The 25,943-nt window shown below is 53.5% G+C and carries 23 protein-coding genes, 3 pseudogenes and 1 riboswitch; of the genes and pseudogenes, 11 read left to right on the top strand and 15 right to left on the bottom strand.

Annotation, left to right across the window (positions count from 1 at the left end; all coding sequences use genetic code 11):
• The first annotated feature begins 5 nt into the window (after positions 1-5).
• Positions 6-650: pseudogene (locus AC3Y5R_RS19420) on the top strand (acyl-homoserine-lactone synthase).
• Here AC3Y5R_RS19420 and AC3Y5R_RS19415 read toward each other — a convergent pair.
• Positions 634-1,398, bottom strand: coding sequence for a helix-turn-helix transcriptional regulator (locus AC3Y5R_RS19415; RefSeq protein WP_489922690.1), 765 nt, complete (start codon positions 1,396-1,398; stop codon positions 634-636). The pseudogene AC3Y5R_RS19420 and the gene AC3Y5R_RS19415 overlap by 17 nt on opposite strands.
• Positions 1,399-1,643: 245 nt before the next feature.
• On the opposite strand from AC3Y5R_RS19415, the pseudogene AC3Y5R_RS19410 reads away from it, so the two are divergent.
• Positions 1,644-1,844: pseudogene (locus tag AC3Y5R_RS19410) on the top strand (helix-turn-helix domain-containing protein); the annotation flags it as partial.
• A gap of 136 nt (positions 1,845-1,980) precedes the next feature.
• Here the strand turns inward: AC3Y5R_RS19410 and AC3Y5R_RS19405 are convergent.
• The 6 genes and pseudogenes from AC3Y5R_RS19405 to AC3Y5R_RS19380 all read right to left on the bottom strand — a co-directional run bounded on the left by AC3Y5R_RS19405 (position 1,981) and on the right by AC3Y5R_RS19380 (position 6,594).
• Positions 1,981-2,238: pseudogene (locus AC3Y5R_RS19405) on the bottom strand (type II toxin-antitoxin system ParD family antitoxin).
• A gap of 48 nt (positions 2,239-2,286) precedes the next feature.
• Positions 2,287-3,339: a class I fructose-bisphosphate aldolase gene (fbaB, locus tag AC3Y5R_RS19400; RefSeq protein ID WP_158783572.1), complete on the bottom strand. Its 1,053-nt coding sequence runs from the start codon at positions 3,337-3,339 to the stop codon at positions 2,287-2,289.
• A gap of 155 nt (positions 3,340-3,494) precedes the next feature.
• Positions 3,495-4,295: a bifunctional hydroxymethylpyrimidine kinase/phosphomethylpyrimidine kinase gene (gene thiD / locus AC3Y5R_RS19395; protein ID WP_489922689.1), complete on the bottom strand. Its 801-nt coding sequence runs from the start codon at positions 4,293-4,295 to the stop codon at positions 3,495-3,497.
• Positions 4,292-5,083: a hydroxyethylthiazole kinase gene (thiM, locus tag AC3Y5R_RS19390; protein ID WP_489922688.1), complete on the bottom strand. Its 792-nt coding sequence runs from the start codon at positions 5,081-5,083 to the stop codon at positions 4,292-4,294. The genes thiD and thiM overlap by 4 nt, the downstream gene beginning before the upstream one ends.
• 35 nt (positions 5,084-5,118) lie before the next feature.
• A riboswitch (TPP riboswitch) is annotated at positions 5,119-5,221 on the bottom strand.
• A 157-nt stretch (positions 5,222-5,378) separates the two neighbouring features.
• The gene (locus AC3Y5R_RS19385) at positions 5,379-6,248 is read right to left on the bottom strand and encodes a hypothetical protein (protein ID WP_489922687.1); all 870 of its coding nucleotides are present in this window, start codon (positions 6,246-6,248) and stop codon (positions 5,379-5,381) included.
• 223 nt (positions 6,249-6,471) lie between these two features.
• Positions 6,472-6,594, bottom strand: a complete 123-nt coding sequence (locus AC3Y5R_RS19380; RefSeq protein WP_489922686.1) for a hypothetical protein — start codon at positions 6,592-6,594, stop codon at positions 6,472-6,474.
• A gap of 191 nt (positions 6,595-6,785) precedes the next feature.
• Here AC3Y5R_RS19380 and AC3Y5R_RS19375 point away from each other — a divergent pair, with 191 nt between their 5' ends.
• Complete coding sequence (locus AC3Y5R_RS19375) at positions 6,786-7,034, top strand: hypothetical protein (protein WP_489922685.1); 249 nt, start codon at positions 6,786-6,788, stop codon at positions 7,032-7,034.
• A gap of 61 nt (positions 7,035-7,095) precedes the next feature.
• The gene (locus AC3Y5R_RS19370; protein WP_489922684.1) at positions 7,096-7,518 is read left to right on the top strand and encodes a GNAT family N-acetyltransferase; all 423 of its coding nucleotides are present in this window, start codon (positions 7,096-7,098) and stop codon (positions 7,516-7,518) included.
• A 270-nt stretch (positions 7,519-7,788) separates the two neighbouring features.
• On the opposite strand, the gene apbC is transcribed toward AC3Y5R_RS19370, so the two are convergent.
• Complete coding sequence (apbC, locus tag AC3Y5R_RS19365) at positions 7,789-8,901, bottom strand: iron-sulfur cluster carrier protein ApbC (RefSeq protein ID WP_489922683.1); 1,113 nt, start codon at positions 8,899-8,901, stop codon at positions 7,789-7,791.
• 47 nt (positions 8,902-8,948) lie between these two features.
• On the opposite strand from apbC, the gene metG reads away from it, so the two are divergent.
• The 6 genes from metG (at position 8,949) to sanA (ending at position 16,160) form a co-directional block, all read left to right on the top strand.
• Positions 8,949-11,111, top strand: a complete 2,163-nt coding sequence (gene metG / locus AC3Y5R_RS19360; RefSeq protein WP_489922682.1) for a methionine--tRNA ligase — start codon at positions 8,949-8,951, stop codon at positions 11,109-11,111.
• A gap of 214 nt (positions 11,112-11,325) precedes the next feature.
• Positions 11,326-11,721 (top strand): CidA/LrgA family protein, encoded by a 396-nt coding sequence (locus AC3Y5R_RS19355; RefSeq protein WP_489922681.1) that lies wholly within the window; start codon positions 11,326-11,328, stop codon positions 11,719-11,721.
• The gene (locus tag AC3Y5R_RS19350; protein WP_489922680.1) at positions 11,714-12,406 is read left to right on the top strand and encodes a CidB/LrgB family autolysis modulator; all 693 of its coding nucleotides are present in this window, start codon (positions 11,714-11,716) and stop codon (positions 12,404-12,406) included. Before AC3Y5R_RS19355 ends, AC3Y5R_RS19350 begins: the two co-directional genes overlap by 8 nt.
• 127 nt (positions 12,407-12,533) lie before the next feature.
• Complete coding sequence (cdd, locus tag AC3Y5R_RS19345) at positions 12,534-13,418, top strand: cytidine deaminase (RefSeq protein WP_489922679.1); 885 nt, start codon at positions 12,534-12,536, stop codon at positions 13,416-13,418.
• A 119-nt stretch (positions 13,419-13,537) separates the two neighbouring features.
• Positions 13,538-15,235: an NAD-dependent malic enzyme gene (locus AC3Y5R_RS19340; protein ID WP_489922678.1), complete on the top strand. Its 1,698-nt coding sequence runs from the start codon at positions 13,538-13,540 to the stop codon at positions 15,233-15,235.
• A 199-nt stretch (positions 15,236-15,434) separates the two neighbouring features.
• Entirely contained in the window at positions 15,435-16,160 is a 726-nt protein-coding gene (gene sanA, locus AC3Y5R_RS19335) for an outer membrane permeability protein SanA (RefSeq protein WP_489922677.1), read from the top strand.
• A 465-nt stretch (positions 16,161-16,625) separates the two neighbouring features.
• Here the strand turns inward: sanA and mglC are convergent, their stop codons facing one another.
• From mglC to AC3Y5R_RS19300, 7 genes are all read right to left on the bottom strand, one after another.
• Positions 16,626-17,636, bottom strand: a complete 1,011-nt coding sequence (gene mglC, locus AC3Y5R_RS19330; RefSeq protein ID WP_158783585.1) for a galactose/methyl galactoside ABC transporter permease MglC — start codon at positions 17,634-17,636, stop codon at positions 16,626-16,628.
• Positions 17,637-17,655: 19 nt separating this feature from the next.
• Positions 17,656-19,176 (bottom strand): galactose/methyl galactoside ABC transporter ATP-binding protein MglA, encoded by a 1,521-nt coding sequence (gene mglA, locus AC3Y5R_RS19325; protein ID WP_158783586.1) that lies wholly within the window; start codon positions 19,174-19,176, stop codon positions 17,656-17,658.
• Positions 19,177-19,262: 86 nt separating this feature from the next.
• Positions 19,263-20,255 (bottom strand): galactose/glucose ABC transporter substrate-binding protein MglB, encoded by a 993-nt coding sequence (gene mglB, locus AC3Y5R_RS19320; protein WP_489922676.1) that lies wholly within the window; start codon positions 20,253-20,255, stop codon positions 19,263-19,265.
• A 311-nt stretch (positions 20,256-20,566) separates the two neighbouring features.
• Positions 20,567-21,607 (bottom strand): HTH-type transcriptional regulator GalS, encoded by a 1,041-nt coding sequence (gene galS / locus AC3Y5R_RS19315; protein WP_489922675.1) that lies wholly within the window; start codon positions 21,605-21,607, stop codon positions 20,567-20,569.
• Positions 21,608-21,765: 158 nt separating this feature from the next.
• Positions 21,766-22,923 carry a DUF418 domain-containing protein YeiB gene (yeiB, locus tag AC3Y5R_RS19310; RefSeq protein ID WP_489922674.1) on the bottom strand — a complete coding sequence of 386 codons (1,158 nt, stop codon included), beginning with the start codon at positions 22,921-22,923 and terminating at the stop codon, positions 21,766-21,768.
• An 18-nt stretch (positions 22,924-22,941) separates the two neighbouring features.
• On the bottom strand, positions 22,942-23,607 hold the full coding sequence (folE, locus tag AC3Y5R_RS19305) for a GTP cyclohydrolase I FolE (RefSeq protein WP_158785346.1): 666 nt from the start codon (positions 23,605-23,607) through the stop codon (positions 22,942-22,944).
• A gap of 126 nt (positions 23,608-23,733) precedes the next feature.
• Positions 23,734-24,870, bottom strand: coding sequence for a YbfB/YjiJ family MFS transporter (locus AC3Y5R_RS19300; RefSeq protein WP_489922673.1), 1,137 nt, complete (start codon positions 24,868-24,870; stop codon positions 23,734-23,736).
• A gap of 128 nt (positions 24,871-24,998) precedes the next feature.
• Here AC3Y5R_RS19300 and ptrR point away from each other — a divergent pair, with 128 nt between their 5' ends.
• Positions 24,999-25,895 carry a putrescine utilization regulator PtrR gene (ptrR, locus tag AC3Y5R_RS19295; protein WP_489922672.1) on the top strand — a complete coding sequence of 299 codons (897 nt, stop codon included), beginning with the start codon at positions 24,999-25,001 and terminating at the stop codon, positions 25,893-25,895.
• Positions 25,896-25,943: the final 48 nt, after the last annotated feature.

Here is a 25,943-nt window from a genome sequence, read left to right as displayed (position 1 = left end):
ATAAGATGTTCAGACTTTTTGAAGTCAGCTACGATGAACTGAAAAACACAAATCCAGAAAACTTGTATAAGCTTAGAAAGAAAGTTTTTTATGACCGACTCGGCTGGGAGGTAATCTGCCAGAATGATATGGAATTTGATGAATATGACAAATCTGGCGCACGCTATATTATTGGCGTTTGTAACCGTAAGCTGATCTGCAGTGTTCACTTTGTCATGCTGGATTAACCTAATATGATTACACATACGTTCAAAAAATGTTTCAACAATGTTGATCTGCCAGCTAAAGGCATAGAATCAAGTCGTTTTTTTGTTGATAAACACCTTTCCAGACAATACCTGGGGTTTCACTACCCTGTCAGCGACGCCCTTTTTCTTGCCATGATTAATTTCTCGCGCCATTGGGATACTAATGGAATTTATACAATTATCAGTCACGCTATGCTTAAAATTATTGAGCGTTCTGGATGGAAAATCAGATTAATAAAAGAAGCGCAACTATCCTGTAATGAGAAAATCTATCTTGTCTTTCTTCCATCAGACGAAGCTAGCCAGATAAATATGTCAAAAAGGTTACAAGGGAAATTGAAAGTATCATGCTTGTCGCTATTAGAATGGCCAATGCGTTTACCAATCAATGAATTGACTTGACTTGACTTGACTTGACTTGACTTGACTTGATTAAATTCGGCTCAACGCTCAGTCCAATAGCCTGCCGGGCGTTGGTAACGCCCAATTTATTAACGCTATTCTTCACATGAAACTTTACTGTACTTAATGACACCCCAATAATGCTGGCTATATCTGCATAACTCTTACCTTTACTTATCCAATACATTACCTCATTTTCACGAGTTGTGAAAATGCTTTGTGAAGATTCATTACGTTTTTTTTCACCGCCTGAAAGCACGGCTTCACTCAAGTTATGCATTTGTTCATTTATTTCTATCAGCAACATCTGGAGTGAATTCCTCTCAGCTTTTAGGTATTTTTCACATTCACTTCGTTTATGATCGATAATTATAGAAAGAAGTGCAAGGTTATTCAAATGATCATGCAATACAAAGGTATAGCCGTTAACAATATTGTATTTCCTCGATAGCTGAGAAATTTTGTTAAATTTAATATCAGATATTAATGTTATGTTATCGTCCCATGCAAAAGGAGATGCTCGTCGGTATGCCGTAAATATCACCGGATCAACATTTTGAAAGTTATTCTCTTTATATAGCTTCACCCACTCATCCGGATAACTGGACACAATCAGTATTTTTGATGGATCTTTTTTATTTAATACGGTATATGCATACTCCAGATCTTTATAAGGCTCGAGTTTTCGACCAACAAAGCACTTAAATGTTTCCAGTAAAACTTCATTATTCATCAAAACAGAAAACATGTTAACTCCATTTAATCTTAGACTGCATTTAAGTACAGGAATCGCTGCACTTAAGTACAGTCTGATAAGTACTTATGTTTAATTGAATCAGGTAATGAATACTAATATTGTCATTTACAGAAAATCATAAATTAGAGGCAAGCGTAAAATACTTTAATTCATTTATAAAAAGTCCCTTCACATAAAAAGGAAGATAAAAAAAGCCTCAAGAAAAATATCAAACCAAAGATAACGACTGGCATCGTGCTGATATTATTTCTTCGATCAAAAAAACGGGTACCTCTTTGTCGGCGTTATCAAGAGAGCATGACCTGTCATCCTCAACACTTACCAATGCCCTTTACCGGAAATGGCCACGTGGTGAAAAAATCATCTCGGAGCACCTTAATGTTCCGCCCTGGGAAATCTGGCCCTCTCGTTATAAGATCATTAACCGCGGCCAGTGAATATGTCCGCTATCGAATTGAGTGGCTGTTTTGCTTAACAGCTATAACCAGTAAAAATTGTGTGGGATATTCTGATGATGACTGAGAATACGAATCAAGGTCATCCTTTGCCCTGGGGGCAGATTAAGCTCTTTCATTATTTTCCTGGTCCGGACCTCGCTTTAATCTGCTGCAAAAAAACTTCCTTATCCCAGGGTTCTGGCATACCGCTGCCGATCCCCTCAGCCAGCAAATCACGCAATGCCTGAAGCCGTGATTCTGCCTGCTTTTCACGTAACAACTACAGGGCATCGCGCAATACTTCACTCTGCGTTCTGTAATCGCCAGACGGAACCAGAGAGTCAATGAACTCACGAAGTTCATCACCAACATCAATAATCATGGTGCGAGCCATAAAGGCAGGGAGTCAGTTGCTCTCCCTGCCTTTTCACTCAGAAAGCAATTAAGCAATAGTTACATCTTTCGCCAGGTACACATCCTGCACAGAGTTGATCAGCGCCACGCCATCCTTCATTGATTTCTTGAAGGCTTTACGGCCAAGGATCAGCCCCATGCCACCAGCACGCTTGTTGATAACCGCTGTGCGCACGGATTCTGCCGTATCGGTTTCACCTGCAGCCGCACCGCCAGAGTTAATCAGCCCCGCGCGACCCATATAACAGTTCGCCAGCTGGTAACGCACCAGATCGATTGGGTTATCGCTGGTCAACTTGCTGTAGACGCGGTCATCAGTGGAACCGAATTTTACCGCAGTGTAGCCGCCGTTATTTTCTGCCATCTTCTGCTTGACGATATCCGCCCCGATGGTGGCTGCCAGGTGGTTAGCCTGCCCGGTCAGATCGGCGCTGGCATGGTAATCCACCCCGTCTTTTTTGAAGTCGTTATTACGCAGATACGCCCACAGCACGGTGACCATGCCCAGCTCATGCGCACGTTCAAACGCCACGGAGATCTCTTCCAGCTGGCGACGTGACTGTTCAGAACCAAAGTAGATGGTTGCGCCAACCGCAATCGCGCCCAGGTTAAACGCCTGCTCCACGCTGGCATACAGCGTCTGGTCATACTGCGTCGGGTAGCTCAGCGTTTCGTTATGGTTCAGTTTGACCATAAAAGGGATCCGGTGCGCATAGCGGCGCGAAACCGAAGCCAGCACGCCATAGGTCGAGGCCACACAGTTACAGCCTGACTCTATCGCCAGCTCAACGATATTTTTCGGATCGAAGTACAGTGGGTTCGCCGCGAAGGATGCGCCCGCGGAGTGCTCAACGCCCTGATCCACCGGCAGGATGGAAAGGTAGCCGGTGCCCGCCAGACGCCCTGTGTTGTACAGCGTCTGCATGTTGCGCAGCACCGCAGGAGAACGATTGTTATCGATCATCACGCGATCAACATAATCCGCGCCCGGTAAATAGAGGCTGTCCGCTGGAATGGTCATGCAGCGATGTTGCAGAAGAGTGTCCGCTTCTTTGCCCAATAACTGTACGATGTCCGTCATGATAACTCCTGTCTTAAGGTGGGAGGGCAGGCTAATCCCTGCCCCACTCATGTGAAAATCTGACCCCAAACAGCGTGGACCCATCACCCCACTTAACGCAAATTGCTGACTCCATTTTTCAGAACGATCCCTGTGAAAAATTTATAAAAAATCGCCTACCACCAACGATGAAAATGGTGCACCGGACCGTGTCCGCCGCCCACTTCCAGCGAATCAGCCTGTTCGAGCGCGTCCTGCAGCCACTGCTTCGCTTCCTGCAAGGTTGAGAACCAGTTATCGTGCCGTGGCCGCAGCGCCGCCAGAGCAGCAGAAAGCGTACAGCCCGTGCCATGAGTGTTTTTGGTGGCTATGCGGGGGGCCGTAAAACGTTCCTGATGGTCGCGGGTGAACAGCCAGTCCGGGCTCTCTTTATCGCTCAGATGGCCGCCTTTCATCAGTACCGCCTGGCATCCCATTTTCAGCAGCTTCTCTCCCTGCTGGCGCATCTCTTTCTCATCGCGAGCGACAGCACATTCCAGCAGTGCTGCGGCTTCCGGCAAATTTGGCGTGATAAGAGAGACCTGCGGCAATAGTCGCTCACGCAGCGTGGCAACAGCCCGGGGAGAAAGTAGCGGATCGCCGCTTTTTGCCAGCATCACCGTGTCCAGCACCACCCATGGGATAGCGGCTGAGATCAGTCCATCCGCCACCACTTCCACAATATCGCTCTCGCTGAGCATGCCGATTTTAACGCTGTCGGTACGCACATCACTGAGTACGGATGAGAGTTGCGCAGCCACGAAATCTGGCTCAACCCGACAGACCGACTGCACGCCACGGGTATTTTGTGCCACCAGCGCGGTAATCACGCTGGTGCCGTAAGCACCCAGCGCGGAAAATGTTTTGAGGTCGGCCTGAATCCCTGCTCCGCCGCTTGGATCGGTTCCGGCAATGGTCAGTGCATTAATCCGCTTCATACCATCACCTCCGCATCCAGGCCATACAGCGCGTCGAGGAACAGCGGTTCAAAGCTGCCAGGCCCCGCAGCAGCAGAGGCCGCCCTTTCTCCGGCCAGGCTCATCACACGACATGCGCTGGCAATGTGCGTCAGCCTGTCACCCGGCAGCGCGGAGAAACCAGCCACTACCGCCGATAATGCACAGCCGGTTCCCACCACGCGCGTCATCAGAGCTGAGCCTCCGGGGATTTCCAGCAGCCGTTGTCCGTCAGTGACGTAATCCACCTCCCCCGTCACTGCCACAATTGCACCACAGGTTTGCGCCAGCAGGCGGGCAGCCTCCAGCGCAGCGGCAGAACTGTGCAGGCTGTCAACACCGCGCCCTGCCACAGCCTGGCGTGCCAGCGCCATAATTTCTGAAGCGTTACCGCGAATGGCCGCCGGACGATGTTCCAGCAAACGCTGGCAGAAATCAGTCCGGAAAGTTAGTGCGCCCACCGCGACCGGATCCAGCGTCCAGGGATGGCCCACTTTATTCGCGGCCTTAACGGCAATCAGCATCGCTTCGCTGCGCGCGGCAGTTAAGGTGCCGACATTGATCAGCACACCATCAGCAATGGCGCTGAATTCAGCGGCTTCCTGCGGCTCAATAACCATCGCCGGAGAAGCCCCCAGCGCCAGCAAAACATTGGCGGTAAAAGTCTGCACCACATCATTGGTCAGGCAATGCACCAACGGCGCGGTGTGGCGGAAAAGAGTAAGTGAAGCAGCGGCCTGAGGGGCAGTGAAGAGATGAGGTTGGATCATGGTAACACTCCCAACCGGCGATCAAGAAGGCGATGCACTCCGGCATCTGACTTCCCTCCGCTGGCATTATCCAGTTCAGGTTCGACGGGTTTTTCTCAGCCCTTTCTTTGGAAAGAAACGGCACCCCGAGTCATTGATAAATCAGTAAATTTTTGATTATTCCACTTACCAAGTTAGATAAAGCATAAGTGACTTGATCCCACTTTGTAAACCACTTTTGATCCCACTTGTGATCCCATTTTTGAATCAGATTTCAGGCATAAAAAAGCCACCCTGAAGGTGGCTTATCATCGGCTTATTTATTCAACATCGAACTGCCCATATCAAATGTCAGGTTATCAATCCCGTTGTTATAAACTTCACTGGCAGTTGCCGATACAGCACTGCTGAATGCAGTTCCATCCGGCACAACACTGACCTGAATCCCCAAGTTGTTAGTAATAGGCGGGACTGCCATTTGTGCATTGGCAAACATGTTGCTCGCCTGAGGCTGCGCCTGTGCCATTGTCGCAATCTGGGATGACCCACCAGTTAAGAAGTTATAGGCCTGCTGAGCTTTCTCTACACCGTAACCGATTGGGGAGTCTGTGTAGTATGCTCCATTCTCCGAAAGATGCTGTTTTGTCCCGAATAGTTCAGTATTCATCCGGTTAGCCCATCCAGCTAATGCAGTTGACCATTCCAGCAGCTTCGCGGTTGTCTCCCCCGCCATGCTCCCCAGGCCTTCGATTAGCGGTTTAGCTGCTACAAAGGCGTCATCCAAACTTTTGGTCGATGCCCCGGCTGATTCTAGGGATTTTGCAAAACTCGCAGCGAAGGTGTCCTGCAATGAGTCTCCAACCTGATCCGCTTTTTGCCCAAGATTATTCAGAAAATCAACGTTTTTCTGTTGAGAAGCGTTTAGAATCTGGCCTGTGCTAACAAGATTATCAAGAGTATCGATAACGTTCTCACCATTATAACTAACTGATTTTGTAACATAAGAGAAGTCATTGACCACCTCTGACAGAGCGGTGAATTCTGACTCTGTAAGAGTCGCGGATTTTCTAAGTCCTTGCAAGAGCACCGCTAATTCCACAGGACCTTTTACTCCACGTAAAGTAGAACCAGCTCCTTCTCTACTGAAGCCACCACGTGTGGTCATTATTTTCAGCCAGTCAGACATTTCACCACCACCACTGAAGGCCCAAGATCCGTCTTTGGCTTGCTTCCATTGCCCTTGACTTAACTGCCCGATCTTGTCCTGGGTGTCCCTGGCAATATCAGAAATTTTTTCATAGGACAGTGAGAAATGATGTGGCCTTCACAACTCAGGTGCGCCATCAGCGCAAACTGCAGCAGGAAGGCGCTAACGACTGGTTGCTGGCTGGCGGCATTAATATTAACTTTTAATCCTCACATGCGCCGGGCAGACCTCCCCGCCCGGTGCGCTCAAGATCCAGGCTATCCAGAACATCCAGACGCCAGATTTCATGCATCGCCACAAACAGCAGACAGATCGTCTTGATCATCTTCAGCAACCCCGCAATACCCTAAGCGGCGGCCATGTCAGTTTTGTCTTTATTGACACTGGCCTGCCTTCCTGAAACCGTCAACTCAGATCCGGGAATGTTTGCCGTTCCTGCCCTTTTTGCTACAGTCCGGCTATAGATTACTTTGGGGCGACAGCTCGCCCACCGCACAGGCCACAATAAAACGAATTATGATCAGACCGCTTAATGAACAATATGGCATCAGCGTGGCGGCACTCAAAATGCTGCAATATCTGAAACAGATTTCACGCGGAGATCGCGGGTTTTCCATTCTTGATACCGCGCTGAACCACCGCTGCAACGTGACGCCACCCGATAATTTCAGGCTGCTCGATGAGCTTTTTGAGGCCGGCAAAATTGATTACGATTACTGCGGCACCGGACTGGATGGCGAGCGGCATGTTAAGCCGGTCTGGTAAGTCGCCGCAGATCGACAACCACCTGGTACCGCGTTAACCCGACTTTGCTAAAGAGATGACTATGGCCATACGCCCCTTCACCGAAGCCGATCGCCCCTTTTTACGCACGCTGTTTCTCGCTTCACGCAAGGCAAACTGGCACTGGCTGGACGGCAAAGAGTGGCGGCTGGAAGATTTTGATCGTGTGACACTGGGTGAGCGGGTTCTGGTCGCGGAAGACGATGGGCATCGCACCGGTTTTGCCGCCGTTCTGCCCAATGATAATTTCCTGCACAGCCTGTTTGTTGACCCCGCCTGGCAGGGTCGCGGCGTGGGTAGCGAACTGTTGAAAGCGGTGCAAGCTGGGTTTACCTCAACGGGTGCGCTGAAATGCCTGAAAGCCAATGTCAGGGCGCAGGCATTTTATCTGAAACACGGCTGGAAAGTGATCGGCAGCGGAGAAAGTGAACAGGGTGAATACCTGCTGATGCATTACGTGCTTTAAGTGCTTAATACCTTAGATTTGTGGGTTTTTTGGGTTTTTGGGTTTTTGGTTTTTTGGTTTTTTGGTTTTTTTAAGCAGACGATGCAGAAGCTTAAGGCGTGGGGAAGGCTGGCCGGGAATAAAGCGTCTCAGGCCAGGGACGGCCTGAGTCGGGCTGCCAGGGACGGCGCCTTTTGCGTCTTTATGAGCGGCCAACCTTCCCCTCGCAGGCACTGAATTTGCCTTTTTTAGTGCGACCTGCGTACCATTCGGGTACTTCAGAAACCTGCCTTACACTGCGCGGAACGCGATATCTTCGGGAATAACTTCCCCTTCCCAGTAAAGCTGCGCAGCCACCAGTCCTGCCAGTTGACGGTACATCATCGTGAACTCGCTCTCAGGACGGCGCACTACCGTTGGCTGACCGTCATCCAGATCTTCACGCAGGGTGATATGCAGCGGCAACTGGCTCAACAGACGGGTGTGATACTGCTCCGCCAGCTTTTCTGCCCCACCAGTGCCAAAAATCGGCTCATGATGACCACAGTTGCTGCAGATATGCATGCTCATGTTTTCCACCACCCCCACCACCGGCACATTGACCTTCTCAAACATCACAATGCCTTTACGCGCATCGATCAGCGCAATGTCCTGCGGCGTGGTCACCACAACGGCACCGGTGACCGGCACGTTCTGCGCCAGTGTCAGTTGGATATCCCCTGTGCCCGGCGGCATGTCCAGCACCAGATAATCCAGCTCCGGCCACAGCGTTTCATTTAGCAACTGCATCAGTGCCTTGCTGGCCATCGGCCCGCGCCACACCATAGCATTGTCATCGGTCACCAGATAACCGATGGAGTTGGTCGCCAGCCCGTGCGCGATAATCGGAGCCATGTGCGTACCATCCGGAGAGGTTGGTCGCTCATCCCGCGTGCCGAGCATATCCGGGATAGACGGGCCGTAAATATCAGCATCCAGCAGGCCCACTTTAGCCCCTTCAGCCACCAGCGCCAGCGCCAGATTCACGGCAGTGCTGGATTTCCCCACCCCGCCCTTTCCGGAACTGACCGCGATAATGTTCTTAACACCGTTCACTCCGGCATGATTTTTCACCCGCTTCAGCGTGGCAATGTTATGACTCAGCCGCCAGCTGATGGCGGTGGCATTGGTCAGGCGCAGCAGCTCGGCACTGGTCGCTTCCTTCAGGGCTTCAAATCCACTGTGCCAGACAAACGGCATCACCAGTTCAATATGCAGAGTATTGTCCATCAGCGCACAGTGGTGCAGCGCCTTCAGGGTGGTGAGATTATGCTTTAGCGTCGGATGTTCAAATGTGGTCAATACGCCCATGACCATAGCGCGCAGCGCTTCCGGAGAGTGCTGTCCCTGGGATTGTGATGTCATCCCGGCTCCTTTTTTGATTGTTGGTTCTGATAATCAGAGCATATCAGATGTGGCCGGACCTGGTCGCGACAGGCTGCAAAAAACGGCGGCCACCATGCAGGATTGTTTACGCAGGGAGGGGCTTTCGGTTACCATCTGAACCCCCTTTTTTAAACAGGTATGAGCGAAGTCTTACTATGACTCAAGTCGCGAAAAAAATAATGGTAACGTGCGCCCTGCCGTACGCCAACGGCTCAATCCATCTCGGCCACATGCTCGAGCATATCCAGGCAGATATTTGGGTCCGTTACCAGCGAATGCGCGGCAACCAGGTTTACTTCATCTGTGCTGACGATGCCCACGGTACGCCGATCATGCTGAAAGCTCAGCAGCTGGGTGAGGAGCCGGAGCAGATGATTGCCGAAATGAGTCAGGAACATCAGACCGACTTTGCTGGTTTCAATATCAGCTACGACAACTATCACTCAACGCACAGTGAAGAAAACCGTGAGCTGTCTGAACTGATCTATACCCGTCTGAAAGAGAACGGTTTTATCAAGAACCGGACGATTTCCCAGCTGTACGATCCGGAGAAAGGCATGTTTCTGCCTGACCGTTTCGTCAAGGGAACCTGTCCGAAGTGTAAATCACCGGATCAGTACGGCGACAACTGCGAAGTCTGTGGCGCAACCTACAGCCCAACCGAGCTGATTGAGCCGAAATCGGTGGTTAGCGGTGCCACGCCTGAGATGCGTGACTCTGAGCACTTCTTTTTTGACCTGCCAGAGTTCAGTGCCATGCTGCAGGCCTGGACCCGCTCCGGCGCACTGCAGGAGCAGGTTGCGAACAAGATGCAGGAGTGGTTCGAATCCGGCCTGCAACAATGGGATATCTCCCGCGATGCGCCGTACTTCGGCTTTGAAATCCCTGGCGCGCCGGGCAAATACTTCTACGTCTGGTTGGATGCGCCAATCGGTTACATGGGATCGTTTAAAAACCTCTGCGACAAGCGCGGAGATATCGATTTCGATGCTTTCTGGCATAAAGATTCTGACGCCGACCTGTATCACTTTATCGGCAAAGATATCGTCTATTTCCACAGTCTGTTCTGGCCAGCGATGCTGGAAGGCAGCAACTTCCGTAAGCCAACCAGCCTGTTCGTGCACGGCTATGTCACGGTGAACGGCGCGAAGATGTCCAAATCGCGCGGCACCTTTATCAAGGCCAGCACCTGGCTGCAGCATCTGGATGCCGACAGCCTGCGCTACTACTACGCGGCCAAGCTCTCTTCACGTATTGATGATATCGACCTGAATCTGGAAGATTTCGTGCAGCGCGTGAATGCCGACATCGTGAACAAAGTGGTGAACCTGGCTTCCCGTAACGCCGGTTTCATCAACAAGCGTTTTGGCGGCAAGCTGTCGGCCGAACTGGCTGACCCGGCGCTGTACAAAACCTTTACCGATGCCTCCGCCAGCATTGCGGAAGCCTGGAACAGCCGTGAGTTCAGCCGCGCTATTCGTGAAATCATGGCGCTGGCCGATGCGGCTAACCGCTATGTCGACGAGCAGGCTCCATGGGTGGTGGCAAAACAGGAAGGCCGCGATGCCGATCTGCAGGCGATCTGCTCTATGGGCATCAACATGTTCCGCGTGCTGATGACCTGGCTCAAGCCGGTGCTGCCTTTACTGACCGAACGCACCGAAGCCTTCCTGAATCATGAGCTGAGCTGGGATGGCATTGAGCAACCGCTGCTGGACCATACCATTTCTGCCTTTAAAGCACTGTACAGCCGCATTGAAATGGACAAGGTCAATGGCCTGATTGAAGCGTCAAAAGAAGATGCCGCTGCGGCAAACAAACCTGCGGTAACCGGCCCGCTGGCCGATGCGCCGGTTGCCGACACCATCAATTTTGATGACTTTGCCAAAGTGGATATGCGCGTGGCGCTGATCAAGACTGCCGAACTGGTGGAAGGATCGGACAAACTGCTGCGTCTGGTGCTGGATATGGGCGGCGAAACCCGTCAGATCTTCTCCGGTATCCGCGCAGCCTATCCTGATCCGTCCGTGCTGGAAGGTCGCATGACTGTGGTGGTGGCTAACCTGGCACCGCGTAAGATGCGTTTCGGCATGTCGGAAGGCATGGTGCTGTCCGCAGGCCCTGGCGGTAAAGACCTGTTTATCCTGGGTGCCGACAGCGGCGCACAACCGGGTATGCAGGTTAAATAAGCCTACCGGTCCGGGTGGAGTGAGTTCCGCCCGGCTGTTCGTGTATTCACCGTATCTGTAGTGGCGAACTGATTCGATTGAAAGAATTTGTTCGCCCTTTTTTCTTCCCCAGCCTTTTCCCCACACAAATCCCTGCTTCATGCCACGACTGTGACCGGTAGCACACTTATTCTTTTGATCGTATGATTAACGCACATAAAACCAGGAGCTTATCATGCGTAGCGCGCTCTCTGTTGGCTGGCGAATTCTCCGTGCCTTTATCATTATTTACCTCTGCCTGTATGCCGGAACCGGCCTCTCTGCCCTGTTACCGGTGACCATTCCTGGCAGCATCATCGGTATGCTGATCCTTTTCACCCTGCTGGCTTTACAGCTGCTTCCGGTGGAGTGGGTGAAACCCGGCAGCACCCTGCTGATCCGCTATATGGGCCTGCTGTTTGTGCCGATCAGCGTCGGGATCATGAGCTATACCGATGTCCTGAGCGCGCAGTTCGGTCCGATTGTCGTTTCTGTGGCGGTGAGCACCTTTATCGTGCTGCTGACTGTCGGGCTGGCCTCACACAAGTTGCATGGCAGAGCGCCAGCAAAACCTGGAGCCGTCGATGAGTGATATTTGGTGGTCGCTGCCGCTGACCATCGCGGTTTTCTTTGCTGCACGCCGGATTGCCGCGAAGGTGAAAATCTCGCTGGTCAACCCGCTGCTGGTGTCGATGGCGGTGATTATTCCTTTGCTGCTGCTGCTCCAGATGCCCTACGCCCGTTATTTTCAGGGAAGCTCAGTGCTGAATCAGCTGCTGCAGCCGTCAGTGGTGGCGCTGGCTGTTCCGCTCTATGAACAGATGCATCAGATCCGGGCGCGCTGGAAATCGATTATTGGCGTCTGCTTTATGGGCAGCATGACCGCGATGATTTCCGGTACCGCCATTGCTCTGTGGATGGGCGCAACGCCGCAAATTGCCGCCACTATTATGCCAAAATCTGTCACTACTCCGATTGCGATGGCGGTGTCCGGCACCCTTGGGGGCATCCCGGCCATCAGCGCAATCTGCGTATTAATAGCTGGCGTGCTGGGGGCTGTCTTCGGCCATATGCTGCTGAACCTGCTGAAAATCACCGGCAAGGCTTCACGCGGTCTGGCGATTGGCAATGCTTCACACGCACTCGGCACTGCGCGCTGTGCGGAGCTGGACTATCAGGAAGGCGCCTACAGCTCGCTGGCGTTGGTGATCTGCGGCATCATCACCTCGCTGCTGGCACCCTTCCTGTTCCCACTGCTGATGCATCTCTGGGGCTAAAACTTGCGATAAGTCGCGGATTTCACTGAACTATTTCATAAATTACATTGTTAATGTGACTAAAATCACATACAACAGCGTAACGGCTCGTCATCATAGGCGGCCGACCCAGTGAAAGAGGCCCGCTATGCATCCACGTTTCCAGACCGCGTTCACCACGCTGCCCACCCTGCTTCAGGCCGCCCTTCAGCCCATTATCGCTTGCGATGACTTTCCGGCTTTTTTCACCCCGGAGCAGGCAGACGAGCTGAAAAACCGCACCGGCCTGGACGATCGCGAGCTGGCCTTTGCCCTGCTGCCTTTAGCCGCAGCCTGTGCGGGGGCTCCCCTTTCCAACTTTAACGTTGGCGCGCTGGCCCGCGGGAAAAGCGGCCATCTCTATTTCGGTGCCAACATGGAGTTCACCGGCGCGACGATGCAACAAACCGTACATGCCGAGCAGAGTGCCATTACCCATGCCTGGATGCGTGGCGAAACGGCGCTGGAAGCCATCACCGTCAACTACACGCCATGCGGCCATTGCCGTCAGTTTATGAACGAACTGAACAGCGGCACCGCGCTGACCATTCATCTGCCAGGCCGCGAGCCTGCCACGTTGGGCGATTATCTGCCGGATGCGTTTGGCCCGCGCGACCTGGCGATCCAGACACTGCTGCTGGATGAGGTCGATCACGGCCTGCCGGTTAAAGGCGATCCGCTGGCGCAGGCGGCGCTGAAGGCCGCTAACCGCAGCCATGCTCCTTATTCACAGGCGTTGAGCGGCGTGGCACTGCAAACCGCTGACGGCGGCATTTTTGCCGGAAGCTATGCCGAGAATGCGGCATTTAACCCGAGCCTGCCCCCGTTACAGGCAGCCCTGAACCTGCTGAATCTGGCCGGGCACGACGTGCTGCAGATCCAGCGTGCCGTGCTGGCGGAAGCGCCGGATGCAAAGGTGATCCAGCGCCAGGCGACGGCTGCCACTCTGCAGGCCCTCGGCTGCAGCAATATCACCACCATTCCTCTGGTTTAATCCTGTCAGTTGCACAATTCCCGCAGCTTTTGTTATCAACTATTAACAAAAGCTGTACTTTCAGATGAATTATTTTAGGATTGGGCCACAACATCCCGATCCGAATGAGTATTGATTGCATGGAACTCGAATACGAAAGTAAACGACCGCTTTATATCCCTTATGCCGGCCCTATTTTGCTGGAATTCCCGTTGCTGAATAAGGGCAGCGCGTTCTCGGTTGAGGAGCGCAATGAATTTAACCTCCGGGGCCTGCTGCCGGAGACGGTGGAAACCATTGAAGAGCAGGCTCAGCGCGCGTGGCGTCAGTTCCAGGACTTTAAAAACGACAACGACAAGCACGTCTACCTGCGCAATATTCAGGACACCAACGAAACCCTGTTCTACCGCCTGCTGGATAACCATCTCGAAGAGATGATGCCGATTATCTACACCCCGACCGTCGGCGCAGCCTGCGAACATTTCTCTGAAATCTACCGTCGCGCCCGCGGTGTATTTATCTCCTACCCGAACCGCGGCAACATCGAAGATATGTTGCAGAACGCCACCAAGCAGAACGTGAAGGTGATCGTGGTGACCGACGGCGAACGTATTCTCGGCCTCGGCGACCAGGGCATCGGCGGTATGGGCATTCCAATCGGTAAGCTTTCTCTGTACACCGCCTGTGGCGGCATCAGCCCGGCTTACACTCTGCCAATAGTGCTGGACGTGGGCACCAATAATCAGCAGCTGCTGAACGACCCGCTGTATATGGGCTGGCGTCATCCGCGTATCACCGGCGAAGAGTACGAGAATTTTGTTAACGAGTTCATTCAGGCGGTGAAGAGCCGCTGGCCAAATGTGCTGTTGCAGTTTGAAGACTTCGCCCAGAAGAACGCCATGCCGCTGCTGGAGCGCTATCGCGATGAAGTCTGCTGCTTTAACGATGATATTCAGGGCACCGCAGCGGTCACCCTGGGCACATTGATTGCCGCCAGCCATGCGGCAGGCAGTAAGATGAGCGAGCAGAAAGTGGTGTTCCTGGGCGCGGGTTCAGCCGGTTGCGGTATTGCCGAGCAGATCATTGCCCAGATGAAGTCCGAGGGCCTGAGCGACGATGAAGCCCGTGCACGGGTATTCATGGTCGACCGTTTTGGTCTGCTGACCGACAAATTGCCTAACCTGCTCAGCTTCCAGAGCAAACTAGTGCAGAAGAGCGATAACCTGGGCAACTGGGATTCATCTTCCGATTCGCTGTCCCTGCTGGACGTGGTGCGCAACGCGCGTCCGGACATCCTGATTGGTGTTTCCGGTCAGCCGGGCCTGTTCAGCGAAGAGATCATCCGCGAGATGAACAAGCACTGTGCGCGTCCTATCGTGATGCCGCTGTCTAACCCGACCTCCCGCGTGGAAGCCACTCCGCAGGATATTCTGGCCTGGACCGACGGTGCCGCGCTGGTTGCCACCGGCAGCCCGTTCTCTCCTGTGATGTGGAAAGAGAAAACCTACCCTATCGCCCAGTGCAACAACTCCTATATCTTCCCGGGAATTGGCCTGGGCGTGATCGCGTCCGGTGCGACCCGCGTGACCGACAGTATGCTGATGGCGGCAAGCCGCGCACTGGCAGACTGCTCGCCACTGGTGAACGATGGCAATGGCCCGGTGCTGCCTGAAGTGAAAGATATTCAGGGCGTGTCGAAGGTGATCGCCATGGCGGTAGGTAAAGCCGCTCAGCTGGCTGGCGTGGCCGTGGTCACTTCTGAGGATGTGCTGTCAAAGGCTATCTCGGCCAACTTCTGGCTGCCTCAGTATCGTCATTACCGTCGTACTTCTATCTGACGGCAGAGGGCGGAATTCTTTCCGCCCCTTTCTCTTTCACCTGAATGGACAGAATAAATTCTGATTCCGGCCTTTTATACCCGTTTCGCTCAACGTATTGTGCGAAATGCCACCATATGGTGCACAGCGACTTGCTTCACCCCGCCGGGTAAAGTAGCCTTGATCCACCTTATAGCTTTACGTCTGAGCACCGTCCGGAATGGTAAAACGCTTGATTTATGGACTGATTATCATCTTCGTTCTGATGGTAATGACTGCGCTTGGCCTGGATCGCTGGATCAGCGTTAAAACCGCCTCCTATGTCTACGATGATTTGAAATCACTGCCGCATCGCCAGGTTGGTGTGGTGCTGGGCACGGCGAAATATTACCGTACCGGCGTCATCAATCAGTACTATCTCTACCGGATGCAGGGCGCGCTGAACGCCTACAACAGCGGCAAGGTCAACTACCTGCTGCTGAGCGGCGATAACGCCCAGCAAAGCTACAACGAGCCGATGACCATGCGTAAGGATCTGATGGCCGCTGGCGTACCGGCTTCGGATATCGTGCTCGATTATGCCGGCTTCCGCACGCTGGACTCGATAGTCCGCACCCGCAAAGTGTTCGACACCAACGATTTCATCATCATCACCCAACGTTTCCACTGCGAACGGGCGTTGTTTATCGCGCTGCATATGGGCATTCAGGCTCAGTGCTATGCCGTGCCATCGCCGAAAAATATGATGAACATCCGCATTCGGGAAGTTGGTGCCCGATTGGGTGCACTTGCCGACCTGTACCTGATGAAACGGGAACCACGCTTCCTCGGGCCGATGGTGCCGATCCCGGCCCTGCATGAGGTGCCAGAGGATACGCAAAGCTACCCGGCAGTGACCCCGGAGCAACTACTGGAACTGCAGCAGAAGCTGAAAAAGCCCATTTAAGTGCATCGGCCTAAGTAGTAGAGTTCAGCCCGGCGATTAAAAAACCGCCGCCCCTGTTACCAGAAAAAGGTGACAGGCCGCCTGAACTGACAAGGAGAGTTACGATGAAATGTCGACTGCTATTGTGGTTCTTGTCTCTGATATCTGATACTGATGGGATGTGTCGGGCAGGAGCACACTTCACCTTCAGAACATGAAGCCATCACCTCTGCCAAAAACGAAAAAAAAGAGTGGGACACATTTATCGCCCCTCTTTCAAAGAAAACGCTCTCTTCCGATCAAAGGCTACTTAATAAAATGGAAAATCAGCACGGTAAGTAAGTTCAAAAAGGTAGCGGCTGACTATCACCCGACTAATGAGCAAGTGCGTTTATCCTGCCCGTGGCTCTAAGGGGCGGATGGAAGGAGTTACTGACGGGTAACAGAGCCAGAAGCGGCAGGCCTCTGGCTCTACGTCGGAAATAATTACTTCTTACGGGCGTACTTCAGGGAATCCAGCGCCACCGCGAAGATTATGATGCCGCCCTTGATAATGTACTGCCAGTATGGGTTCACACCGATATAGGTCAGACCGTAGTTGATCACGGTGAAAATCAGCACCCCGGTCACCACCCCTGCCACGGTCCCCACGCCACCGGCAAAGGACACGCCGCCCACCACGCAGGCCGCAATCGCATCCAATTCGTACATAAAGCCCAGGTTGTTGGTTGCTGAGCCGATTCGCCCCGCTTCCAGCATCCCACCGAAGGCATAAAACACGCCAGACAGCGCATAAATCAGGATCAGGTTGAAGTTTACGTTCACACCTGACACCTTCGCCGCTTCCGGATTACCGCCGATAGCAAAGATGTTTTTACCAAAGCGGGTCTTGTTCCACAGGATCCAGACAAAGAAGATCGCAATGGCGGCATAGAAGGTTATGTACGACAGCTTAAAGTCGCCAAAGCGGATAAAGCCCTGGGCAAAGGTCGAAAACTTCTCGTCAAAACCGGCAATTGGTGAAGCACCCACATAGTCGTAATACAGAGAGTTAATGCCGTAAACGATAATCATCGTGCCCAGCGTGGTGATAAACGGCGTCACCTTCAGATAAGCGATAATCAGGCCGTTGACCAGACCAATCACCCCGCCGATCACGCAGACAATCAGGATCACCACCGGAATGGGCACCGTATCCAGATGCGGGAACACTTTGTTGGCGTTATCCATTGCCTGCAGCAGCGTTGCCGCCACGACCGCCGCCAGACCGACCTGGCGACCCGCTGACAGGTCAGTCCCCTGGGTGACAATTAACCCGGCAACGCCCAGCGCGATAATAATACGCACTGAAGACTGGGTTAAAATATTACTCAGGTTCATTAAGCTTAAAAATGTCGGGTCCTGGAAGATAATTATTGCCAGCAGAACCAGCAACACAACATATATCCCGCCCTCTTTTAACCAGGTGAGCGCACTTTTTTTATTCACAGCTTTCATGGTAACAGCCCTTACCTCATTAAAGGTGCTTCGATGCCAAACGTAAAATTTCGTTTTGCGTAGTCGTTTTGGTTTCAACAATGCCCGCAACCATGCCGTTACTCATTACCAGGATCCTGTCGGTAATGCCTAAAAGTTCCGGCATTTCGGAAGAAATAATAATGATGCCCTTCTCTTTCTTCGCCAGTTCAGAAATCAGCTGATAAATTTCAAATTTCGCACCGACGTCAATCCCACGAGTTGGTTCATCCAGCATCAGAATTTCCGGCTGAGTTAATAACCAGCGGCCAATAATGACTTTCTGCTGGTTCCCACCGGATAAAGAACCAATAGACGTTCTGTGCCCCGGTGTTTTCACCCGCATGGAGTCAATCACCCATTGGGTGTCGCTCTTCATCCGGCTGTTATCCAGCAGGCCGACGCTGTTTTTATATTTACGGATATTTGAAATCAGCGAGTTAAAACCGATATCTAAAAAGGCATAGATCCCGGTGGCCCGTCGCTCTTCTGTTACCAGGGCAAAGCCATGGTTAATCGCTTCGTTGGCGCTGTGGTTATTGATCTTTTTGCCGTGCAGCTTAATGGTGCCGCCTGACTTTTCGCGGATACCAAACAGGGTTTCCACAATATCGGTACGCTTGGCGCCCACCAGACCGGCCACACCGAGGATCTCGCCCTTGCGCAGATCGAAGGAGATATCGCGGATCGACGGCTGGCGCAGCGAGGTCAGGTTGCGCACTTCCAGGATGGTTTCACCAGGAACATTGGTCTTATCCGGGAAACGCTGGCTGAGCGAACGCCCTACCATCATGGCAATGATCTTATCCATATCCAGCCCTTCCAGCGGCTGGGTGGCAATCCACTGGCCGTCACGAAGGATGGTAATTTCATCACACAGCTGGAAGATCTCTTCCATTTTATGCGAGATATAAACGATGCCGCAGCCGCGATCTTTCAGTTTACGGATAATAGTGAACAGATGGTTCACTTCTTTCTCCGTTAATGAAGACGTCGGTTCATCCATGATGACAATTTTCGCATCATAGGAAAACGCTTTAGCAATTTCGATCATCTGCATCTGCGAAACGGAAAGCGTAACCACTTTGTCTCGCGGATCGATATCAATATCCAGTTCATCAAAAATGGCTTTGGTGTCGCGGTACATTTTGTCCTGATCGACAAAAAAACCTTTGCGCGGATAACGCCCCAGCCACATGTTATCCATCACCGTGCGTTGCAATACCAGGTTTAATTCCTGATGTACCATGGAAACGCCATTTTCCAGCGCTTCTTTCGAACTTTTAAAATCGATTTCCTTGCCCTGGAAAACGATGCTTCCCGTGTCTTTACTGTAGATACCAAACAGGCATTTTAATAACGTGGATTTCCCCGCGCCGTTCTCACCCATCAGGGCATGAACCGAATGAGGGCGGATTTTTAAATTCACGTTGTCTAACGCTTTGACGCCGGGAAACGATTTGCTGACGTCGGTCATTTCCAGCAGATAGTCGCGCTGAGTTTGCACTTTATCACTGCCCATAATTCTACCTGGCTTCTCGTTACTTGAAACCGGACGCTGATGGCAGGTCCGGAAAAGGGCGCAGCGGGAGGCTGCGCCCACACCGGTTATTTCGCGATCTGCGCCAGGTTATCTTTATCTACTGGCACATAGGCAACACGGACGACTTTGCCGTCAAGCTTGTAGTTGGTGCCTTCGGTGGCTGGTTTGCCTGCTGCCAGGTTTTTCGCCATGTCGAAGGTAGCTTTCGCCTGGTTTTGTGCATCGTTCAGCACGGTACCGGCCATCGCACCGGATTTCACCAGCGCCAGCGCTTCTGGCAGGGCATCGACACCAAAGACCGGAACGCTGGATTTGTTGTGCGCTTTCAGCGCTTCAACTGCGCCCATTGCCATCGCATCGTTGTTGGCAATAACCACTTCGATTTTGTTGCCGTTAGGACCGGACAACCATGCATCCATCTTGTCTTTTGCCTGAGCGGTATCCCACATGGCGGTATCCAGATGCAGCTGCTGCGTTTTCAGACCGTCTTTGTTCAGCGTGTCGATCACGTATTTGGTACGGGCTTCAGCATCCGGGTGGCCCGGCTCGCCTTTCAGCAGAACGAACTGGATCACGCCGTCTTTGTTCAGGTCCCAGTTAGCATTAGCTTTCCAGTGTTTCTCGATCAGTTCACCCTGCTTCACGCCGGACTCTTTAGAGTCGGTTCCAACGTAATAGGCTTTGTCATAGCTGGCCAGCGCTTTCGCCGTCGGTTCTTTGTTGAAGAACACGACCGGGATATCGTTCGCTTTCGCTTTGCTGATCACCACCGCAGCCGCAGCCGGGTCGACCAGGTTGATTGCCAGCGCCTTAACGCCCTTCGCTACCATCACGTCAACCTGGTCATTCTGGGTTGACTGGCTGTTCTGCGAGTCGTTCATCAGTAGCTGAACGTCCGGGCTGTTTTTTGCCTCTTTCTCAATATCTTTACGCACGACGGACATAAAGTTGTCATCGTATTTGTAAATGGTCACGCCGATACGGGTATCCGCTGCGTGAGCTGTTGCACCGAACATCATGCTGGCAACCAGGGCGGTGAGGGTGAAAGCCTTCTTCATATTATCTCCGGTTTTTTTGTAGGGTCGTACTCAGCGTCACGCCATCATGGCGGGCGGGACGTTAATTTCCGGCGAGGCGATAATGTTGCAACAACGTTACGCAAAGCCGACTATTTGTTAAAACAAAACCCGACTTCCCTGTACAGTACCGCTGTCCTGAACGCTGTGTAATGAACTGTTTCACGGAGGCTGAAACTTGCGGTTCAATGGGATTGTCCCGCGTTACATAATGTTTCATCCTGGTCAACTGGCTGTCATCATAAGGAAGGCGATGTTAATTAACTGTGAATTTACTCACAAATTGAAAACGGTTACACCGCTGAATCGCTCGGGTTAGTGACGGGCTCCACACTTTGACGAGAAGCGACCGAATGGCGACGAACCAGCGTCGGCATAAAGCAGTGCTGGGCGCTGTCATCCAGCAACCCTGCTGCCCCTTTGAGGGCCAGTTCAGTAGCAAGTTTTGCCATAGAAACAATGGGGTAGCGTACGGTGGTCAACTGTGGGTCGGTGTAACGCGAAATTGGAATATCATCGAAGCCGATCACCGATAAATGCTGTGGCACCGCAATACCGTTGTCTTTCAGCGCGGCCAGCGCACCGGCAGCCATGCTGTCGTTATAGGCAAAGACCGCCGTCAGGTGCAGGTTACGCCCCAGCAGTTCCACCATTGCAGCTTCCCCGCCCTGCATATCAGGCTCGGCACTGGCGACCCAGCTTTCCGGCGGCGTGATGTCCTGCTCTGCCAGCGCCTGTCGCCAGCCCGTCCGGCGCTGGTCCACATCTTCAATCGGGTGGCTGGAACCGAGATAGCCTATGCGCTGATGCCCCTGCTGCTGCAGCATTCTTGTCGCCATCAGCGCGCCACTGACGTTATCAAGGCAAACGCAGCGATGGGCATAACCTGGCACTACCCGGTTGATTAACACCATTCCCGGCACCTGGTCCATCAGCGAGGCGAGTTCTTCGTCCCCCAGCGCCTTGGCATGCACCACCAGCGCGTTGCAGCGCTGACGGATCAGCACCTCAATGGCGTGGCGCTCTTTGTCGGCCTGATGGTAAGAGTTGTTGATAAGGACATGTTTTTGCATGCGCTGGGCGACGGTATCAACCGCCTTAACCAGCGCGCCAAAGAAGGGATCGGACACATCCATCACCACCACGCCAATCGTGTCACTGACCTGCGAAGCCAGCGCCTGCGCGTTGGCATTAGGCCGGTAACCCAGTGAGTCAACGATGCTCAGCACCATCTCACGGGTTTCCGGCGTCACCGCGCTGCTGTTATTCAGCACGCGCGACACCGTTGCCACCGACACTCCGGCCTCCCGGGCCACATCGCGGATGGTAATCATGGTTGTTTACCAGAGGAAATTAAAAGTTGCATAGCCGTTCCTGACCCAGTATGTCTGGCGGCTATTCTGGCAGGGGCTGAGGCGGGGCTACGTGAATCTCGTCACACCAATGAAAACGGTTACATACAATTCTGCAACATTTGTGACCGCCGTCATCATCAGGACGGGCTTTTTTCCAGCGGCTGCCCGCCCCCCAGCACGGTCAGCTTACGCCAGAGCCATTCCATCGGCCCCTGACGGAAATAACGCAGCCACAGCACAGAGAACAGGATATTGATCAGCCAGACTACCGGCACCACGACCAGCAGCTGCAGCCGGTCAAGCTGGCTGAACCAGCCCAGCCGGTTGAACAGCGTTGTGCAGATCACCGTCTGCAGCAGATAGTTAGTCAGCGCCATGCGCCCGACACAGCTGACGGCATGGGTGATTTTCAGGCGGGAAAGCGTTGGCCAGTAACCGAAGCATAGCGCGGCATAGCCCACGGCCTGCAGCGGTGCACCCAGCTCCGGCGGCAGCTGCAGAAAAAATCCTGCCCAGCGAAAGTCCCAGCCGGTTATCCATTGCAGATAAATGCCTGGGATCTGAATCAGCCAGGCGGTGCCAATCAGCATCAGCGCAGTACGACGGTAATGCACCTGGCTGAAGGTGCCCCGCAGCCAGCCGCTGCGCATCAGCGCCGCGCCAATCATCATCAGTCCCGCCAGCTGCCAGCCATACTGCACCGCCAGTGAGATCAGACCCGATGAGAACAGATCCAGCCGGTTGATAATGGCTTCCCAGCCGCCGCGCGTTTTCCAGAACGTCTCAAACTGTACTTCAGCGAAATCTGGCAGCCACGAACTGTTGGCCTGATGCCCTGAAGCCATACCCAGCACCAGCAGCGTACAGCTGCCGATGATATACAGCAGCACGCCAGTATTGAACAGCTGTCGGCAGGAGCCGACATCCCGGATCATCCGCCAGACCACCAGCCCAATCAGGCCGTAATCCAGCAGGATATCGCCATCCCACAGCAAGATGCTGTGAATAAAGCCAAACAGTACCAGCCAGGTCAGCCGCGCCTGCAGCCAGCGTTTGCCACGCGGTAGCAGCATCTGCAACCCGGCACCAAACAGCAGGGCAAACAGCGCGAGGAATTTGATTTGAGCAAACAGATCGACAATCGCCCAGCTCCAGGCATCATGCAGTGAAGGCTGACCGTGCCAGGCAGGATTAAGGTAGGCGGCGTGGGGCAACCCGAAGGCAATAATATTGAGCAGCAGGATCCCCAGAATGGCGAGCCCCCGGATAAAATCCAGCGTATGGATGCGCGGCATTCTGGGATCCAGTGAAGATTAGCTGTGGCGGACGGCGCGCAGGAATTCCTGACGGGTATTCTGGCTCGACTTGAACAGGCCACCCAGTGAAGTGGTGGTGGTGGCGCTGGTCGCATCACGAATACCACGCGCTTTCACGCAGTAGTGAACGGCATCAATGGAAACCGCCACGTTGTTGGTGCCGAGCAGGGTCTGCAGCGCCACCAGGATCTGCTGGGTCAGACGTTCCTGAACCTGCGGACGTGACGAGAAGAACTGCACGATACGGTTGATCTTCGACAGGCCAATCACTTTGTCTTTCGGGATATAAGCCACGGTGGCTTTGCCGTCGATGATCACAAAATGGTGCTCACAGGTGCTGGTCAGGGTGATATCCCGCACCGTCACCATCTCATCCACCTTCATCTTGTTTTCAATGACGGTGATTTTTGGGAAGTTGGCGTAATCCAGCCCCGAGAAAACCTCGTTGACATACATTTTGGCAATGCGATGCGGCGTCTCACGCAGGCTGTCGTCTTCGAGATCGAGATTCAGCAACTGCATTATCTCGGTCATATGTCCGGCAATCAGACGCTTACGGGTTTCGTCATCCATTTCACGCGCAGGCGAGCGTAACGGGGTTTCCAGTCCACGGGCAAGCAGCGCATCGTGTACGAGTGTGGCTTCCTGACTTAACGTAGCCATGGCGATCTCTTCTCCGGCAGGTAATACTCCGATCCCGGACGGGACCGGCATAAATTCTGAGGCGGTATTTTGGTACACAACGCGCCGTTAATCCAGTGAATCAATTTAAACGACCGTGAAACAGTTTCACACAGCCGCCGGATCGCGCCGCCACACCAGCATCCCGGCCACCACCAGCCCTGCCCCGGCCACGTACAACGCCGGTTCCAGCTGATGCGTTAAGGCCGTTGAAATGGCGGATAACAGCGGTCCCACAAGTTGCCCGACGGCATAGCCGGTGGTCAGCAATCCGGCCATATAGCGGGTATGCTGCGGTGCCAGCTCACGGGCATATTGCAGAGAGAGTTGCACCACGCAAAGGAAGCCGCCACCGATAAATACCGCACCCAATACCAGCCCACTGATACCAGGAACCAGATCGGCACAGAATACGCCCAGTGCCTGGATCCACAGGGTGACAGCCAGCCGCATATTGGCGTGACCAAGGTGCCGCGTGAGAATGCCCAGCCCAATGCCGATAACCGCTGCACCGCCGAAAATCGGCCAGACAAACTGCGAGAACGGGCTGCCGGGAAAGCGCGACACGGCCAGCTGGGACAGGAAAGTCGCGGGCAGGATGTAGCCAAACCCCGCCAGGCTGTAGCTCCAGACCAGCTTTTTCAGCCCTGTAGTTAATACCAGCGGTTCCGGAGCCACTTCCGGCCGGTGCAGCTCGCCTTTGCGCGGCAGGTTACGCGCCACCAGCGCCACCAAAACCAGCGCCAGCACGCCATAAGCACTCCAGGCCCAGGCGGCACTGACGCTCTGGGTGTGTAAGATCCACGCCAGCATTCCGCTGAGGAAAATCCCGGTGCCCGGCCCGGTAAACACCGCTGCGCTCAGTCCGGGGCGGCCATGCTTGTGAAGTTGCTCGTTGCTCCAGGCGGCAATCAGCACCATACCCCAGCCGCTGGCCCAGCCGATAAAGAAGCGGATAATACCGTGCAGCCACGGGCCGGAAACGCAGGCCGAAAGCAATGTCAGGATCACCGCGCCCCAGATTCCAACCTGCAGTCGACGTTCAACATGCCGGGTCGCCCGCATCGCATCATAAGACCCGCAGAGATAACCGAGATAGTTAAAAGCCGCCACCACAGCCGCGCTGGTCAGCGACAGCTGATGCTCACCAATCATCAGCGGTACCTGAGGAGTGAAGGCAAATCGCCCGATCCCCATTGCCACTACCAGTGCGATAAATGCGCTCAACGCCACGCGAAAAGCCATACCCTACTCCTTAACCTGAATGAGCGAAGACCGGCATCGTTGCCGGTAAGTGTTGCCAGTATCCTGCCTGAAGGTTAAACTCACGGAAAGTGAATAATAATGACCAAGTTGCTTACGGTAAGAGAATAATGGATCTGACCCAGCTGAAAATGTTCTGTTCGGTGGCCGAAACGGGTTCGCTGGCACGTGCCGCGGAGCTGCTGCATCGCGTGCCGTCCAACCTGACCACGCGCCTGCGCCAACTGGAACAGGAGCTGGGCACCGATCTGTTTATCCGCGAGAAGCAGCGTCTGCGCCTGTCGCCAGTCGGCCATAATTTTCTCTGCTATGCCCAGCGTATTCTGGCCCTGAGCGAAGAAGCATTGAGTATGACGCACAGTGGCGAACCCGGCGGGAATTTTGCGTTGGGTTCAATGGAGAGCACGGCCGCCACCCGGCTGCCGGCACTGCTTTCCGCGTACCATCAGCAACACCCCAACGTCACCCTGTCTTTGATCACCGGCACTTCTGGCGAGATTATTGAGCGTGTGCGTGAGGGAACGTTGTCAGCCGCGCTGGCCGACGGGCCGGTTAACGTTAATGAACTGAACAGCTGCAAAGCCTTTGACGAGCGGATGGTGCTGATCTCCAGCCTCAGCCATGCGCCCATCATGCAACCTGCAGATGCGGCTGGCGATACGCTTTTCGCATTCAAGCCGAGCTGCTCCTATCGCCTGCGCTTTGAAAACTGGTTCCGCAGCGCGGGCGTTCAACCCGGCACTTTTATGGAGATCCAGTCTTATCACGCCATGCTGGCCTGCGTGGCCAGCGGGGCCGGGCTGGCGCTGCTGCCGGAGTCGGTGCTGGCTCAGCTGCCAGCCGCTGAACGTATCCAGCGCCATAAGATCCCCGCTGATGTCAGCGAGACCGCCACCTTCCTGGTGTGGCGGCGCGATGCCTTCACGCCGAATATCAAAGCCCTGAAATACCTTATTATCGGCCAGTTTGATCAAGCCGCTGACGCCAGCGAAGCCTTAGCCGACTGAAAATTCGTCCATACTTACAACACTGTTTTCTGACCATAGCGGATCACA

The organism is Erwinia sp. 009765445 (genome assembly GCF_058137865.1).
The sequence above is the reverse complement of the archived record's forward strand: the minus strand, read 5'-3'. Positions and strand labels throughout refer to the sequence as shown.